The organism is Streptomyces sp. NPDC060205, assembly GCF_042728395.1.
In the GTDB taxonomy this organism is placed as follows: Bacteria; Actinomycetota; Actinomycetes; order Streptomycetales; family Streptomycetaceae; genus Streptomyces.
The window spans coordinates 1-15,586 of record NZ_JBHWZP010000062.1 but is presented as its reverse complement, the minus strand read 5'-3'; the positions used below and the strand labels follow the sequence as shown (position 1 = coordinate 15,586).

The window sequence follows — 15,586 nt, the reverse complement described above, 5'->3', positions numbered from 1 at the left end:
GCATTCCTACCAGACCGGACTGACACCACCACGCGCCCGGGAGCAAGCCGGCCACGGATCGCGAACGCCGTCGAGGCGCGTCGGCCTCGGGACACTTCTGCCGTGCGTACGCGCCGGACCGTGCCGAGGCCCGGCCCCTCTTCAGGGGACCGGGCCTCGATGCGTGGACAGGAGCCGCGGGCTAGAGCCCCGCCGCCTTGCGCAGGGCGTCTACCCGGTCCGTCTTCTCCCAGGTGAACTCGGGCAGCGCGCGCCCGAAGTGGCCGTACGCGGCGGTCTTGGAGTAGATCGGCCGCAGCAGGTCGAGGTCGCGGATGATCGCGGCCGGGCGGAGGTCGAAGACCTCGGAGATGGCCGTCTCGATCTTCTCCGCGTCGACCTTGGCGGTGCCGAAGGTCTCGACGAATAGGCCGACGGGCTCGGCCTTGCCGATCGCGTAGGCGACCTGGACCTCGCAGCGGGAGGCGAGGCCCGCCGCGACGACGTTCTTGGCGACCCAGCGCATGGCGTACGCGGCGGAGCGGTCGACCTTGGACGGGTCCTTGCCGGAGAACGCGCCGCCACCGTGGCGGGCCATACCGCCGTAGGTGTCGATGATGATCTTGCGGCCGGTCAGGCCGGCGTCACCCATCGGGCCGCCGATCTCGAAGCGGCCGGTCGGGTTGACCAGGAGGCGGTAGCCCTCGGTCTCCAGCTTGATGCCGTCGTCCAGGAGCGCCTTCAGCTCGGGCTCCACCACGAACTCGCGGATGTCGGGCGCGAGCAGCGAGTCCAGGTCGATGTCCGAGGCGTGCTGCGAGGAGACCACGACGGTGTCCAGACGGACCGCCTTGTCGCCGTCGTACTCGATGGTGACCTGGGTCTTGCCGTCGGGGCGCAGGTACGGGATCGTGCCGTTCTTGCGGACCTCGGAGAGGCGGCGCGCGAGGCGGTGCGCGAGGTGGATCGGGAGCGGCATCAGCTCCGGGGTCTCGTCCGTCGCGTAGCCGAACATCAGGCCCTGGTCGCCGGCGCCCTGCTTGTCCAGCTCGTCCTCGTCGCCCTCGACCCGCTTCTCGTACGCGGTGTCGACGCCCTGCGCGATGTCCGGGGACTGAGAGCCGATCGACACGGACACGCCACAGGACGCGCCGTCGAAGCCCTTCTTCGAGGAGTCGTAGCCGATGTCGAGGATCTTGTCGCGCACGAGCTGCGCGATCGGCGCGTAGGCCTTGGTCGTGACCTCGCCGGCCACGTGGACGAGGCCGGTCGTGATGAGCGTCTCGACGGCGACCCGGGAGGACGGGTCCTCACGCAGAAGCGCATCGAGGATGGTGTCGCTGATCTGGTCAGCGATCTTGTCGGGGTGACCCTCGGTCACGGACTCCGAGGTGAACAGGCGACGGGACACAACGCTCCCTGTGGTTGCAGCGGCTGCTGGCTGATCATTGGCGGACGGCCGGGAGCTGCGCCCGGCGTCGTCCGAGAACAGTTTATCGGTCGCGCTCCGTCGCGGGGCTACTGTCTCGCCTCTCGGAAGCGCTGTGACCTGCGGCACGGGCATTCTGCGACACGAATTACCGTCTCCGCCAGGTTCCCACACCCTTGTGCGGCGGTGAAAAATGGTGTCCGCGTGCGACGGGCCGGGTGTCCTGAAGTTATTGGGGCGTTCACACCAGTCGGCGCGCCACGAGGTCCCACACAGTCTCGGCCAGTGCTTCCTTGGGCCCGTACGGCACAGGGGTCTCGCTTCCGTCGGCGCCCAGCACGACCGCCTCGTTCTCCTCGGAGCCGAAGGTCTTGCGCTCGCCGACCTCGTTGACGACGAGGAGGTCGCAGCCCTTGCGCAGGAGCTTCGCCCGGCCGTTGGCCAGCACGTCGTCCGTCTCGGCGGCGAAACCGACGACGACCTGACCGGGGCGGGCGCGGTCCGCCGAGATCTCCGCGAGGATGTCCGGATTTCGAACGAGAACGATCGGCTCCGGTTCCTGGCCGTCCTTCTTCTTGATTTTCCCGGACGCGTATGCAGCGGGCCGGAAGTCCGCCACCGCCGCCGCCATCACCACGGCGTCGGCGTCCGGGGCGGCTTTGAGCACGGCCTCGCGGAGCTGCACGGCCGTCCCGACCTGGACGACGTCGACGCCCGCCGGGTCCGGCATCCCGGTGTTCGCGGCGATCAGGGTGACCCGGGCGCCCCGGGCGGCGGCGGTGCGCGCAAGGGCGTACCCCTGCTTCCCGGAGGACCGGTTGCCGAGGAAGCGGACCGGGTCGAGCGGCTCGCGCGTGCCGCCCGCGCTGACGAGGACGTGCCGGCCGGCGAGGTCCGGTTCGGCCGCTCCCCGGGCGAGCACGCGGCGGCAGGTCTCGAAGATCTCGGTGGGGTCGGGCAGCCGCCCCTTGCCGGTGTCGACGCCGGTCAGCCGGCCCACTGCGGGTTCGATGACGACGGCGCCCCGGCGGCGCAGGGTCGCCACGTTCTCCTGGGTGGCCGGGTGTTCCCACATCTCGGTGTGCATGGCGGGCGCGAAGACGACCGGACAGCGGGCGGTGAGCAGGGTGTTCGTGAGGAGGTCGTCGGCCAGGCCGTGGGCGGCCTTCGCCAGCAGGTCGGCGGTGGCGGGGGCGACGACGACCAGGTCGGCCCCCTGGCCGATCCGCACGTGCGGCACCTCGTGCACGTCCGACCAGACCTCGGTCGAGACGGGGTGTCCGGACAGGGCGGACCAGGTCGCTGCGCCGACGAAGTGCAGCGCGGACGCGGTCGGCACGACGCGCACGTCGTGTCCCGACTCGGTCAGTCGGCGCAGCAGCTCGCACGCCTTGTAGGCGGCGATGCCACCGCTGACCCCCAGCACGACCTTCGGCTTGTCCACGTCTCTCCTCGTCTCGCCCCGGACCCCGGAAAACACGCGAGGCCGTACGTCTCGAAGACGTTCGCCCCGATCTCGTACGTCCCATCACACACCACAGGCCCGGCAGGGGCGCTGCCGGGCCTGTGGATAAACGAACTGCAAGCAGAAAATACTACTGAGCCGGGCCCTCGATGGCTTCCGACGTCAGCAGACCCGCGTTGATCTCCCGGAGGGCGATCGACAGCGGCTTCTCGTGCACGTGGGTGTCCACGAGGGGACCGACGTACTCAAGGAGGCCCTCGCCGAGCTGCGAGTAGTACGCGTTGATCTGGCGGGCACGCTTGGCCGCGTAGATCACCAGGCTGTACTTCGAGTCGGTAGCCTCAAGGAGCTCGTCGATCGGAGGGTTGATGATGCCCTCGGGCGCGGTGATGGAAGAGGACACGCTCTGCCTTCCGAAAGGTGGAAATCGACCTTAAAGGTGATCCTGAAAGATCAAACAACTTCCATCAAGGCTAGCAGCTCGCGCGCCACGTCCTCGACGGAGGTGTTGACCAGGGTGGTGTCGAACTCCGGCTCGGCCGCCAGCTCGATCTTCGCGGCGGCCAGCCGGCGCTCGATCACTTCGGGCGGCTCGGTGCCCCGCCCGGTGAGCCGGCGCACCAGCTCCTCCCAGGAGGGAGGGGCCAGGAACACCAGCTGGGCCTCGGACATGGACTCGCGGACCTGCCGGGCGCCCTGGAGATCGATCTCCAGGAGGACCGACTCGCCGGACTCCAGGCGTGCGAGCACGGCGTCGCGAGGCGTGCCGTAGCGGTTGCCCGCGAACTCCGCCCATTCGAGGAGCTCGCCGTTGGCGATCAGCTTGTCCATCTCCTCGTCGCTGACGAAGAAGTAGTGGACACCGTGCTTCTCGCCGGGGCGCGGCCTGCGGGTCGTCGCCGACACCGAGAGCCAGACCTCGGGGTGTTCCTTGCGCATATGAGCGACGACCGTGCTCTTGCCGACCCCTGAGGGACCGGAGAGCACGGTCAGCCGCGGACCTACGTCCGGGGATACGGGGGACGTCCCCCGGGGTGTTGCAGCCATGCGGTGATTATCCAGGTTCTCAGGACTGCCTGAGAACGTCAGGCCGCACCGCCGCCGAACTCGCGCTCCAAGGAGGCGATCTGGTTGGAGCCAAGACCTCGCACACGGCGGCTCTCGGAGATGCCGAGCCGCTCCATGATCTGCTTGGCGCGGACCTTGCCCACGCCCGGCAGGGACTCAAGGAGAGCGGAGACCTTCATCTTTCCGATGACGTCGTTCTCCTGACCCTGCTTGATGACCTCGTGGAGCGAGGCGCCGGAGTGCTTGAGTCGATTCTTGACCTCGGCCCGCTCCCGGCGAGCCGCGGCGGCCTTTTCGAGCGCGGCTGCGCGCTGTTCAGGGGTAAGGGGCGGAAGAGCCACGCCTACGTCACCTCGGATGTCGAACTGTCGGATACGGACCGGTGAGGAAGCTGGTCGCCCCACACCTGGCGAGCAACGGACAACACTTCTGCCCGTTGACTCTGGTCGGAGACTAGCGGGCAAGTCCGCCGGAGTCAGCGAGAACAGAGGAAAAGTCCTGGTCAGCCTCTATCGAGTCCGACATTTACGACAAAACTCCCCGGATTTGAGCATGTATTCAGACGCGGGACGTCCCGAAGACGCGCGCCGAAGTCCTCAAGCCGCCTCGACCGCCGCCCTGATCTCCTCCGCGAAGAGGTCGGACGACGCGCGTAGCGCGCCGATGTCGGGTCCGTGACGCAGGACACCCCGGCTGACGTTCGGCACCACCTGGCGCACCGCCGCTCCGAAGACCCGGGGAAGATCGGCCGGGGTCGCGCCCTGGGCACCGATGCCGGGGGCGAGAAGGGGGCCGTTGATGGCGAGGTCGTACGAGGAGAGGTCGCCGAGCGTGGCGCCGACGACCGCCCCGAAGGAGCCCATCGGGGTCTGTCCCGCGTTCTCCTCGGCGAGGTGCGCCAGCATGGTCGCGCCCACGTTCCGCAGGGCGGTGTCCTCGGGGCGTACCGCGTGCTGCACCTCGGCGCCCTCCGGGTTGGAGGTCAGGGCGAGCACGAACAGCCCCGCACCGCTCTCCCGGGCGAGTTCGACCGCCGGCTTCAGCGACCCGTAGCCGAGGTACGGCGAGACCGTCAGGGCGTCGGAGAACAGCGGTGAGCCCTTCTCCAGGAAGGCGGAGGCGTACGCCGCCATGGTCGAGCCGATGTCACCGCGCTTGGCGTCCATGACGACCAGCGCCCCGGCCGCGCGCGCCTCCTCGACCGACTTCTCCAGGACGGCGACACCGCGCGACCCGAAGCGCTCGAAGAACGCGCTCTGCGGCTTCAGTACGGCGACCCGGTCGGCCAGCGCCTCGACGACCGTGCGGCTGAACCGCTCCAGACCCCCGATGTCGTCGTTCAGGCCCCAGTCGGCGAGCAGGGAGGCGTGCGGGTCGATCCCGACGCACAGGGGGCCCCGCTCGTCCATCGCGCGGCGCAGGCGGGCGCCGAAGGACTCCGGGCCCTCACCGTTCAGCAGGCTCATACCGTGCTCCTCGTGTTCCTGACGTCGGCGCCGACCGCGTCGGCGAGAGTGGCGTACGGGCTCGTACGGAGGCGTGCGGCGAGGCCCTTGTGGATGCCGCGGCCCCAGAAGGGGCCTTCGTAGACGAAGGCGCTGTAGCCCTGGACCAGCGTGGCGCCGGCCAGGATGCGCTGCCAGGCGTCCTCGGCGTTCTCCACGCCGCCGACGCCCACGAGGGTGATCCGGTCCCCCACGCGCGCGTAGAGGCGGCGCAGCACCTCAAGGGAGCGTGCCTTGAGCGGGGCGCCGGACAGCCCGCCGGCCTCCGCGACGAGGGAGGCGTCGGAGCGCAGCCCCAGCTCCTCGCGCGCGATGGTGGTGTTCGTGGCGATGATCCCGTCCAGGCCCAGCTCGACCGCGAGGTCGGCGACGGCGTCCACGTCCTCGTCGGCGAGGTCCGGCGCGATCTTCACGAGCAGCGGCACCCGGCGCGTGGTGACGGTCCGGTCCGCGGCCTCGCGGACGGCGGTGAGCAGGGGCCGCAGCGACTCGGTCGCCTGGAGGTTGCGCAGTCCGGGCGTGTTCGGGGAGCTGACGTTGACCACGAGGTAGTCGGCGTACGGGGCGAGCCGCTCGGCGGACTTCACGTAGTCGGCGGCGGCCTCCTCCTCGGGGACGACCTTGGTCTTGCCGATGTTGACGCCCACGACGGTCCTGAAGACGGGCGTACGGGCCCTCAGGCGCTCCGCCACGGCCTCGGAGCCCTCGTTGTTGAATCCCATGCGGTTGATCAGCGCGCGGTCCTGCACGAGGCGGAACAGCCGCTTCCTGGGATTACCGCTCTGGGCCTCCCCCGTGACCGTGCCGATCTCGACGTGGTCGAAGCCGAGCATCGACAGGCCGTCGATCGCGACCGCGTTCTTGTCGAAGCCCGCCGCGAGCCCGAAGGGGCCGTGCATCCGCAGCCCGAAGGCCTCGGTCCGCAGCTCCTCGTACCGGGGCGCGAGCACGGCGGCGACGAAGGTCCGCAGGACGGGGATCCGGACGGCCAGCCGGATCCACCGAAAGGCGAGGTGGTGGGCCTGCTCGGGGTCCATACGCCGGAACGCGAGCCGGAAGAAGAGCTTGTACATGGTCGGTTTCCTCATCAAGAACCTCATGAATGAGGGGGACACCTTCCTAGGTGTCCCCCTCAAGGTGGGCCAGAGCCCCCGAAGGGGCGCGGGGAACTGCGCGACCAGCCACGACGGACCCGCAGACTAGACACCCGCGGCAAGCACGACGGTCAGTCGCGGGCCGCGGTCAGGTGATCCGCGTGTTCCTGCAGCGACCGCACGCCCACGTCTCCGCGGGTGAGCGCGTCGATGCCCTGGACGGCCGCGGCGAGCGCCTGCACGGTCGTCAGGCAGGGCACGGAACGGGCCACGGCGGCCGTACGGATGTCGTAGCCGTCGAGGCGGCCACTGGTGCCGTACGGCGTGTTCACGATGAGGTCGACGCCGCCCTCGTGGATGAGCTGCACGATCGTCTTCTCGCCGTTCGGGCCCTCGCCCTCGGACTGCTTGCGCACGATCGTGGCGTTGATGCCGTTGCGCTTGAGCACCTCGGCCGTGCCGGACGTGGCGAACAGCTCGAAGCCGTGGGCGACCAGTTCACGGGCCGGGAAAATCATCGATCGCTTGTCGCGGTTGGCGACGGAGATGAAGGCGCGCCCCTTGGTCGGCAGCGGCCCGTACGCGCCCGCCTGGGACTTCGCGTACGCCGTGCCGAACATCGAGTCGATGCCCATGACCTCGCCGGTGGAGCGCATCTCCGGGCCGAGGATGGTGTCCACGCCGCGGCCGTGGATGTCGCGGAAGCGCGACCACGGCATGACGGCCTCCTTGACGGAGATCGGCGCGTCCAGCGGCAGCTCGCCGCCGTCGCCGACGGCCGGCAGCAGCCCCTCGGCGCGCAGCTCGGCGACGGTCGCGCCCAGCGAGATCCGGGCGGCGGCCTTGGCCAGCGGCACCGCGGTCGCCTTCGAGGTGAAGGGGACCGTGCGCGAGGCACGCGGGTTGGCTTCGAGGACGTACAGGATGTCCCCGGCCAGGGCGAACTGGATGTTGATGAGTCCGCGGACGCCGACGCCCCTGGCGATGGCCTCGGTCGAGGCGCGCAGCCGCTTGATGTCGAAGCCACCGAGGGTGATCGGGGGCAGGGCGCACGCCGAGTCGCCGGAGTGGATGCCGGCCTCCTCGATGTGCTCCATGACGCCGCCGAGGTACAGCTCGTGGCCGTCGTACAGGGCGTCCACGTCGATCTCGATCGCGTCGTCCAGGAAGCGGTCGACCAGGACCGGCCGGGAGGGGCTGATCTCGGTGGACTCCTCGATGTACGAGGCCAGCCGCGTCTCGTCGTACACGATCTCCATGCCGCGCCCGCCGAGGACGTACGACGGCCGGACGAGGACGGGGTAGCCGATCTCGTCCGCGATGGCCTTGGCGCCGGCGAAGGTGGTGGCGGTGCCGTGCTTGGGCGCGGGCAGTCCGGCCTCCGCGAGGACCCGGCCGAAGGCGCCGCGGTCCTCGGCGGCGTGGATGGCCTCGGGCGGGGTGCCGACGACCGGGACGCCGTTGTCCTTGAGCGCCTGCGACAGGCCGAGCGGGGTCTGGCCGCCGAGCTGGACGATCACACCCGCGACGGGTCCGGCGAGCGTCTCCGCGTGGACGATCTCCAGGACGTCCTCCAGGGTGAGCGGCTCGAAGTAGAGCCGGTCGGAGGTGTCGTAGTCCGTGGAGACGGTCTCGGGGTTGCAGTTGACCATCACGGTCTCGTAGCCGGCGTCGCTCAGCGCGAAGGAGGCGTGGACGCAGGAGTAGTCGAACTCGATGCCCTGGCCGATGCGGTTCGGACCGGAGCCGAGGATGATCACCGCGGGCTTCTCGCGCGGGGCGACCTCGCTCTCCTCGTCGTACGAGGAGTAGAAGTACGGCGTCTTGGCGGCGAACTCGGCGGCGCAGGTGTCGACCGTCTTGTAGACCGGCCGTACGCCGAGCGCGTGCCGCACCTCGCGGACGACGTCCTCGCGCAGGCCCCGGATCTCGCCGATCTGGACGTCGGAGAAGCCGTGCCGCTTGGCCTCGGCGAGCAGCGAGGGCTCCAGCTTGTCGGCGGCGGCCAGCTCGTCCGCGAGCTCCTTGATCAGGAACAGCTGGTCCACGAACCAGGGGTCGATCCGGGTCGCGTCGAAGACCTCCTCGGGCGTGGCGCCCGCGCGGATGGCCTGCATGACGGAGTTGATGCGGCCGTCGGTCGGCCGTACGGCCTCCGCCAGCAGTTCGGCCTTGTCGCCGGGCTCGCCGACGAACGTGAACTGCGAGCCCTTCTTCTCCAGGGACCGCAGGGCCTTCTGCAGGGCCTCGGTGAAGTTGCGGCCGATCGCCATGGCCTCGCCGACCGACTTCATGGTCGTGGTCAGCGTGGAGTCGGCGGAGGGGAACTTCTCGAAGGCGAACCGGGGCGCCTTGACGACCACGTAGTCGAGGGTCGGCTCGAAGGACGCCGGGGTCTTCTCGGTGATGTCGTTCGGGATCTCGTCGAGCGTGTAGCCGACGGCCAGCTTGGCGGCGATCTTGGCGATCGGGAAGCCGGTGGCCTTCGACGCGAGGGCCGAGGAGCGCGAGACGCGCGGGTTCATCTCGATGACGATGATGCGGCCGTCGTCGGGGTTGACCGCGAACTGGATGTTGCAGCCGCCGGTGTCGACGCCGACCTCGCGGATGATCGCGATGCCGATGTCGCGCAGGCGCTGGTACTCGCGGTCGGTCAGCGTCATCGACGGCGCGACGGTGATGGAGTCGCCGGTGTGGACGCCCATCGGGTCGAAGTTCTCGATGGAGCAGACGACCACGACGTTGTCGTTCTTGTCGCGCATCAGCTCCAGCTCGTACTCCTTCCAGCCGAGGATGGACTCCTCCAGGAGCACCTCGGTGGTCGGGGAGAGCATGAGGCCCTGGCCGGCGATGCGGCGCAGCTCCTCCTCGTCGTGCGCGAAGCCGGAGCCGGCGCCGCCCATGGTGAAGGAGGGGCGCACGACGACGGGGTAGCCGCCGAGCGTGTCGACACCGCCCAGGACGTCGTCCATGGTGTGGCAGATGACCGAGCGGGCGGACTCGCCGTGGCCGATCTTCGCGCGGACGGCCTCGACGACGCCCTTGAAGAGGTCGCGGTCCTCGCCCTTGTTGATGGCCTCGACGTTGGCACCGATCAGTTCGACGCCGTACTTCTCCAGCACACCCTGCTCGTGCATGGAGATCGCGGTGTTGAGTGCGGTCTGGCCGCCGAGCGTCGGCAGGAGGGCGTCGGGCCGCTCCTTGGCGATGATCTTCTCGACGAACTCCGGGGTGATCGGCTCGACGTACGTGGCGTCGGCGATCTCCGGGTCGGTCATGATCGTCGCGGGGTTGGAGTTGACCAGGATCACCCGCAGGCCCTCGGCCTTGAGGACGCGGCAGGCCTGGGTGCCTGAGTAGTCGAACTCGGCGGCCTGGCCGATGACGATCGGGCCGGAGCCGATGACCAGGACGGACTGGATATCGGAGCGCTTAGGCACGCTGGCCCTCCATCGAAGCGGTGTTCATCAAAGACGTGAAGCGGTCGAACAGGTAGGCGGCGTCGTGCGGGCCCGCTGCCGCCTCGGGGTGGTACTGGACGCTGAACGCGGGCTGGTCGAGTAGCTGGAGCCCTTCGACGACCTGGTCGTTCAGGCAGACGTGGCTGACCTCGGCCCGCCCGAAGGGGGTCTCGGAGACCTGGTCGAGGGGCGCGTCGACGGCGAAGCCGTGGTTGTGCGCGGTGACCTCGACCTTGCCGGTCGTGCGGTCCTGCACGGGCTGGTTGATGCCCCGGTGGCCGTACTTCAGCTTGTAGGTGCCGAAGCCCAGCGCGCGGCCGAGGATCTGGTTGCCGAAGCAGATGCCGAACAGGGGCGTCTTGCGCTCCAGGACGGCGCGCATCAGGGCGACGGGGTGCTCGGCCTGCTCCGGGTCGCCGGGGCCGTTCGAGAAGAACACGCCGTCGGGGGCGACCGCGTAGATCTCCTCGACGGTCGCGGTGGCGGGCAGCACGTGCACCTCGATGCCGCGCTCGGCCATGCGGTGCGGGGTCATGCCCTTGATGCCGAGGTCGATCGCGGCGACGGTGAACTTCTTCTCACCGACGGCCGGGACGACGTACGCCTCCTCGGTGGCGACCTCCTCGTAGAGGCTGGCGCCCTTCATCTCGGGGGCCTGGCGCACCTCGGTGAGCATGGTGCCCTCGTCGGGCAGCGCGCTGCCGGAGAAGATGCCGACGCGCATGGCGCCGCGCTCGCGCAGATGGCGGGTGAGGGCGCGGGTGTCGATGCCGCTGATGCCCACGACGCCCTGCGCGGCGAGCTCCTCGTCGAGCGAGCGCCGGGAGCGCCAGTTGGAGGGCACGCGCGCGGGGTCGCGTACGACGTAGCCGGAGACCCAGATCTTCCTGGACTCCATGTCCTCGTCGTTGATGCCGGTGTTGCCGATGTGCGGGGAGGTCATCACGACGACCTGGCGGTGGTACGACGGGTCGGTGAGGGTCTCCTGGTAGCCGGTCATGCCGGTGGAGAACACCGCTTCGCCGAAGGTCACCCCCACGGCCCCGTAGGCACGGCCGCGGAAGGTCCGGCCGTCCTCCAGAACGAGTACGGCGGGAGCCGCCTGCTGCCGCCGCGGGGCGGTTCCCTGGTCGGAGGTGGTCATCGTGCGCCTTCCGTGTCGCTGCTCTGGTCGATGTCGCTGCTCTTGTCGATCATGTCGTTCAGGGTCTCGACCCATTCGTTGTGCTCCGCCGCGTGGTCGGAGCGGAACCCGGAGTCGATCAGCTTGTCGCCGTGTTCCCAGGTGACGACGAGCAGGCCGCCCTCGGAGAGGACCTTGCCCGCGATGCCCTTGTCGAGCCGGGCCTCGCGCAGTCGCCCACGGGGGACGAAGAAGTCGGCCGCCCCGGGGCGTACGACGTCCAGGCCCGCGTCCGTCAGGGTCAGCTCGGCCCTGCTGCGGGTGCCCAGGCCGTGCGCCACGATGCGGTCGAGCCACTGCCCGGCCGTCGTCGAGCCGTGGTAGCGGCCGCTCATGGTCAGTCTGGCCGCACCGGGCTCACTCGGCACGACGGGCAGCTCGGGCAGGTCGCCCTGGAGCGTGCCGCGCCATTTCCAGCCCTCGCGCATCAGCCAGTAGACGAGCGCGATGAACAGGGCGAGGCCGACGAGCCAGCCGATGCGTGCGGCCCAGTCGGTCACCTCGGCGGACTTCTGCTCCGCCGCGAGGCCGACGGCGCGGCCCGTGGTGAGTTCCGAGGCGATCTGCGCTGCAAAGGGGGTGAGTGATGTCACGCGAGCTTCCCGTCGACGAGCGTGGCCCTGCCCCGCAGCCACGTGTGCGTGACACGGCCCGGCAGCTCACGACCCTCGTACGGAGTGTTGCGGCTGCGCGATGCGAAGCCCGCGGGGTCCACCTCACCACGGTATGCGGTGTCCACGAGCGTGAGGTTGGCGGGCTCACCTGCCGAGACGGGACGGCCGTGGCCCTGCGCCCGGCCGATCTCGGCGGGCTTGCGGGACATGCGGTCGGCGACGCCGGCCCAGTCGAGCAGCCCGGTCTCGACCATCGTCTGCTGGACGACCGACAGGGCCGTCTCCAGGCCCACCATGCCCATGGCGGCGGCGGCCCACTCGCAGTCCTTGTCCTCGTGCGGGTGCGGGGCGTGGTCGGTGGCGACGATGTCGATCGTGCCGTCGGCGAGCGCCTCGCGCAGGGCCAGTACGTCGCGCTCGGTGCGCAGCGGCGGGTTGACCTTGTAGACCGGGTTGTAGGAGCGCACCAGCTCATCCGTGAGGAGGAGGTGGTGCGGGGTGACCTCGGCGGTCACGTCGATGCCGCGGGACTTGGCCCAGCGGACGATCTCGACGGAGCCGGCGGTCGACAGGTGGCAGATGTGGACGCGGGAACCGACGTGCTCGGCGAGCAGGACGTCCCGGGCGATGATCGACTCCTCGGCGACCGCGGGCCAGCCGCCGAGTCCCAGTTCCGCGGAGACGACGCCCTCGTTCATCTGGGCGCCCTCGGTGAGGCGGGGCTCCTGGGCGTGCTGGGCGACGACACCGCCGAAGGCCTTCACGTACTCCAGGGCCCTGCGCATGATCACGGCGTCGTCGACGCACTTGCCGTCGTCCGAGAAGACGGTGACGCCGGCGGCGGACTCGTGCATGGCGCCCAGCTCGGCGAGCTTCTTGCCCTCCAGGCCGACGGTGACGGCCCCGATGGGCTGGACGTCGCAGTAGCCGTGCTCCCGGCCGAGCCGGTAGACCTGCTCGACGACTCCGGCGGTGTCGGCCACGGGGAAGGTGTTGGCCATGGCGAACACGGCGGTGTAGCCGCCGCTCGCGGCGGCGCGCGTACCGGTCAGGACCGTCTCGGAGTCCTCGCGGCCGGGCTCGCGCAGATGGGTGTGCAGGTCGACGAGCCCCGGCAGGAGCACCCGGCCGTCGGCCTCCACGACCTCGGCGCCCTCCGCCGACAGGCCCGTACCGGTCTCGGCGATGGTCTCGCCGTCGATGAGGACATCCTGCGGCTCGCCGCCGAGCACCTTCGCACCACGGATCAGAATCTTGCTCATGTGACTTACTTCTCCTCGGTACGGGTGTGGGTGGCGGCGGGTTCGTTGCCACCGAGCAGCAGGTACAGGACGGCCATCCGGATCGAGACGCCGTTGGTGACCTGCTCGATGGCGGTGCAGCGCTCCGAGTCGGCGACCTCGGCGGTGATCTCCATGCCGCGGACCATCGGCCCGGGGTGCATCACGATGGCGTGCTCGGGCATCTTCGCCATGCGGTCGCCGTCCAGTCCGTAGCGCCGCGAGTACTCGCGCTCGGTCGGGAAGAACGCCGCGTTCATCCGCTCGCGCTGCACACGCAGCAGCATCACGGCGTCGGACTTGGACAGCGTCCGGTCGAGGTCGTACGAGACCTCGCAGGGCCAGGACTCGACGCCGACGGGCACCAGGGTCGGCGGGGCGACGAGGGTGACCTCGGCGCCGAGGGTGTGCAGCAGGTCGACGTTCGAGCGGGCGACCCGGCTGTGCAGGATGTCGCCGACGAGCGTGATGCGCCGGCCGGAGAGGTCCTGGCCGAGGCCCTCGTCCCGGCCGACGAGCCGGCGCCGCATGGTGAAGGCGTCGAGCAGGGCCTGGGTGGGGTGCTGGTGGGTGCCGTCGCCCGCGTTGATGACGGCGGCGTCGATCCAGCCGGACGTCGCGAGGCGGTAGGGCGCTCCGGAGGCGCCGTGCCGGATGACGACGGCGTCGACGCCCATCGCCTCCAGGGTCTGCGCGGTGTCCTTCAGGGACTCGCCCTTGGAGACGCTGGAGCCCTTGGCGGTGAAGTTGATGACGTCCGCGGACAGCCGCTTCTCGGCGGCCTCGAAGGAGATCCGGGTGCGGGTGGAGTCCTCGAAGAAGAGGTTGACGACGGTGCGGCCGCGCAGGGTCGGCAGCTTCTTGATCGGCCGGTCGGCGACCCGGGCCATCTCCTCGGCGGTGTCGAGGATCAGGACGGCGTCGTCGCGGGTGAGGTCGGCGGCCGAGATGAGATGACGCTGCATCTTTCAGGCTCCGTAAGGCAGAAGGCAGGAAGGCACAAGGCGGTTCAGGTCGGGAGGCGGGCGTCCGGAGGTGCCGCCGGGCACGGCCGGGACGGGCGGGGGCGCGCGAGGGCCCGGCGCACGGCGGCGGCCGTACGCCGCGGGGCTACGGCTGCCCGCCCTGGGAGGTCTGCTTCACACCGAGCAGCACGGTGTCCCGGCCGTCCTCCTCGGCGAGCTGGACCTTGACCGTCTCCCGCAACGACGTGGGGAGGTTCTTGCCGACGTAGTCGGCGCGGATCGGGAGTTCGCGGTGGCCGCGGTCGACGAGGACCGCGAGCTGCACGGCACGCGGCCGGCCGATGTCGTTCAGCGCGTCGAGGGCGGCGCGGATGGTGCGGCCGGAGAACAGCACGTCGTCGACGAGGACGACCAGTCTGCCGTCGATGCCGTCACTGGGGATGTCGGTGCGGGCCAGCGCCCGCGGCGGGTGCATGCGCAGGTCGTCGCGGTACATGGTGATGTCGAGGGAGCCGACCGGGATGTGGCGGTCGGTGATCTCCTGGAGCTTGACGGCGAGCCGCTGGGCCAGGTGCACGCCCCGGGTCGGAATGCCCAGGAGCACCACGTCCTCGGCGCCCTTGGCGCGCTCGACGATCTCGTGGGCGATGCGGGTCAGGACCCGCGCGATGTCGGGCGCCTCAAGAACGGGCCGCGCATCGGTCGCGTACTGCTGCTTCTGCTGTTCGGTGTCCATACGAAACGGACCTCCTTCTCCGCCTCTCTGGACGGATCATTAAAGGACGTCGGAATTGCGCCATCAACGGTACCAGCCTGGCAATGCCCCTGATCACCCCCCTCGTCCCGGCCGTGCTCCGCCGCCACGGGGAGACCGGTCCGGACCATTCGGCTTGACGAGCCAGAGTCACGCTGCGTAACCTCACAGTGAGTCACCAGCCGCGCGGCCGAGCCGCACGTCGACACAGTGTCCGGGGAGCTATATGTCCAGCGAATACGCCAAACAGCTCGGGGCCAAGCTCCGCGCCATCCGTACCCAGCAGGGCCTTTCCCTCCACGGCGTCGAGGAGAAGTCCCAGGGCCGCTGGAAGGCGGTCGTGGTCGGTTCGTACGAGCGCGGCGACCGCGCCGTGACCGTGCAGCGTCTTGCCGAGCTGGCGGACTTCTACGGCGTTCCCGTGCAGGAGCTGCTGCCGGGCACCACGCCGGGCGGGGCCGCCGAGCCGCCGCCGAAGCTGGTCCTCGACCTGGAGCGACTGGCCCACGTCCCGGCCGAGAAGGCGGGCCCCCTGCAGCGCTACGCGGCGACGATCCAGTCCCAGCGCGGCGACTACAACGGCAAGGTGCTGTCGATCCGCCAGGACGACCTGCGCACGCTCGCCGTCATCTACGACCAGTCGCCCTCGGTCCTCACCGAGCAGCTGATCAGCTGGGGCGTCCTGGACGCGGACGCGCGCCGCGCGGTCTCCCACGACGAGGGCTGACCGCCACCAGCACTGAGAAGAAACGTGCCGCCGGGGTGGCCGGAACCCAATGGGTTCCGGCC

At 70.1% G+C, this 15,586-nt stretch carries 14 protein-coding genes; 1 reads left to right on the top strand and 13 read right to left on the bottom strand.

Annotated elements, in window-relative coordinates:
• Positions 1 to 181: 181 nt before the first annotated feature.
• From metK to pyrR, 13 genes are all read right to left on the bottom strand, one after another.
• Positions 182 to 1,390, bottom strand: coding sequence for a methionine adenosyltransferase (gene metK, locus ACFWGJ_RS13935; RefSeq protein ID WP_387323514.1), 1,209 nt, complete (start codon positions 1,388 to 1,390; stop codon positions 182 to 184).
• Between the two features lie 259 nt (positions 1,391 to 1,649).
• Complete coding sequence (gene coaBC, locus ACFWGJ_RS13930; RefSeq protein WP_387323510.1) at positions 1,650 to 2,852, bottom strand: bifunctional phosphopantothenoylcysteine decarboxylase/phosphopantothenate--cysteine ligase CoaBC; 1,203 nt, start codon at positions 2,850 to 2,852, stop codon at positions 1,650 to 1,652.
• A 151-nt stretch (positions 2,853 to 3,003) separates the two neighbouring features.
• Positions 3,004 to 3,276: a DNA-directed RNA polymerase subunit omega gene (rpoZ, locus tag ACFWGJ_RS13925; protein WP_005319902.1), complete on the bottom strand. Its 273-nt coding sequence runs from the start codon at positions 3,274 to 3,276 to the stop codon at positions 3,004 to 3,006.
• A 50-nt stretch (positions 3,277 to 3,326) separates the two neighbouring features.
• Positions 3,327 to 3,920: a guanylate kinase gene (gene gmk, locus ACFWGJ_RS13920; protein ID WP_387323508.1), complete on the bottom strand. Its 594-nt coding sequence runs from the start codon at positions 3,918 to 3,920 to the stop codon at positions 3,327 to 3,329.
• Positions 3,921 to 3,958: 38 nt separating this feature from the next.
• Entirely contained in the window at positions 3,959 to 4,282 is a 324-nt protein-coding gene (locus tag ACFWGJ_RS13915) for an integration host factor (RefSeq protein WP_005319887.1), read from the bottom strand.
• Positions 4,283 to 4,537: 255 nt separating this feature from the next.
• On the bottom strand, positions 4,538 to 5,407 hold the full coding sequence (gene pyrF, locus ACFWGJ_RS13910; RefSeq protein WP_387323505.1) for an orotidine-5'-phosphate decarboxylase: 870 nt from the start codon (positions 5,405 to 5,407) through the stop codon (positions 4,538 to 4,540).
• Complete coding sequence (locus ACFWGJ_RS13905) at positions 5,404 to 6,519, bottom strand: quinone-dependent dihydroorotate dehydrogenase (RefSeq protein WP_387323502.1); 1,116 nt, start codon at positions 6,517 to 6,519, stop codon at positions 5,404 to 5,406. Before ACFWGJ_RS13905 ends, pyrF begins: the two co-directional genes overlap by 4 nt.
• A 152-nt stretch (positions 6,520 to 6,671) precedes the next feature.
• Positions 6,672 to 9,980 (bottom strand): carbamoyl-phosphate synthase large subunit, encoded by a 3,309-nt coding sequence (gene carB / locus ACFWGJ_RS13900; RefSeq protein WP_387323499.1) that lies wholly within the window; start codon positions 9,978 to 9,980, stop codon positions 6,672 to 6,674.
• Entirely contained in the window at positions 9,973 to 11,145 is a 1,173-nt protein-coding gene (gene carA / locus ACFWGJ_RS13895; RefSeq protein ID WP_387323497.1) for a glutamine-hydrolyzing carbamoyl-phosphate synthase small subunit, read from the bottom strand. The genes carB and carA overlap by 8 nt, the downstream gene beginning before the upstream one ends.
• Positions 11,142 to 11,747 (bottom strand): hypothetical protein, encoded by a 606-nt coding sequence (locus ACFWGJ_RS13890; RefSeq protein WP_387323553.1) that lies wholly within the window; start codon positions 11,745 to 11,747, stop codon positions 11,142 to 11,144. Before ACFWGJ_RS13890 ends, carA begins: the two co-directional genes overlap by 4 nt.
• Before the next feature lie 26 nt (positions 11,748 to 11,773).
• Complete coding sequence (locus ACFWGJ_RS13885) at positions 11,774 to 13,060, bottom strand: dihydroorotase (RefSeq protein ID WP_387323495.1); 1,287 nt, start codon at positions 13,058 to 13,060, stop codon at positions 11,774 to 11,776.
• Between the two features lie 5 nt (positions 13,061 to 13,065).
• Positions 13,066 to 14,043, bottom strand: a complete 978-nt coding sequence (locus tag ACFWGJ_RS13880; protein WP_210891818.1) for an aspartate carbamoyltransferase catalytic subunit — start codon at positions 14,041 to 14,043, stop codon at positions 13,066 to 13,068.
• Between the two features lie 145 nt (positions 14,044 to 14,188).
• On the bottom strand, positions 14,189 to 14,779 hold the full coding sequence (pyrR, locus tag ACFWGJ_RS13875; RefSeq protein WP_387323492.1) for a bifunctional pyr operon transcriptional regulator/uracil phosphoribosyltransferase PyrR: 591 nt from the start codon (positions 14,777 to 14,779) through the stop codon (positions 14,189 to 14,191).
• A 244-nt stretch (positions 14,780 to 15,023) separates the two neighbouring features.
• Between pyrR and bldD the strand changes: the two genes are divergently transcribed.
• A complete protein-coding gene (gene bldD, locus ACFWGJ_RS13870; RefSeq protein ID WP_067366005.1) occupies positions 15,024 to 15,524 on the top strand; it encodes a transcriptional regulator BldD in 501 nt (166 codons plus the stop codon).
• Positions 15,525 to 15,586 lie beyond the last annotated feature (62 nt).

Coding starts and splice junctions, on each gene's coding strand:
- ACFWGJ_RS13885 (WP_387323495.1), bottom strand. CDS start 13,060: ATGAGCAAGATTCTGATCCGTGGTGCGAAGGTGCTCGGCGGCGAGCCG.
- carA (WP_387323497.1), bottom strand. CDS start 11,145: ATGACCACCTCCGACCAGGGAACCGCCCCGCGGCGGCAGCAGGCGGCT.
- ACFWGJ_RS13905 (WP_387323502.1), bottom strand. CDS start 6,519: ATGTACAAGCTCTTCTTCCGGCTCGCGTTCCGGCGTATGGACCCCGAG.
- pyrF (WP_387323505.1), bottom strand. CDS start 5,407: ATGAGCCTGCTGAACGGTGAGGGCCCGGAGTCCTTCGGCGCCCGCCTG.
- pyrR (WP_387323492.1), bottom strand. CDS start 14,779: ATGGACACCGAACAGCAGAAGCAGCAGTACGCGACCGATGCGCGGCCC.
- bldD (WP_067366005.1), top strand. CDS start 15,024: ATGTCCAGCGAATACGCCAAACAGCTCGGGGCCAAGCTCCGCGCCATC.
- ACFWGJ_RS13880 (WP_210891818.1), bottom strand. CDS start 14,043: ATGCAGCGTCATCTCATCTCGGCCGCCGACCTCACCCGCGACGACGCC.
- gmk (WP_387323508.1), bottom strand. CDS start 3,920: ATGGCTGCAACACCCCGGGGGACGTCCCCCGTATCCCCGGACGTAGGT.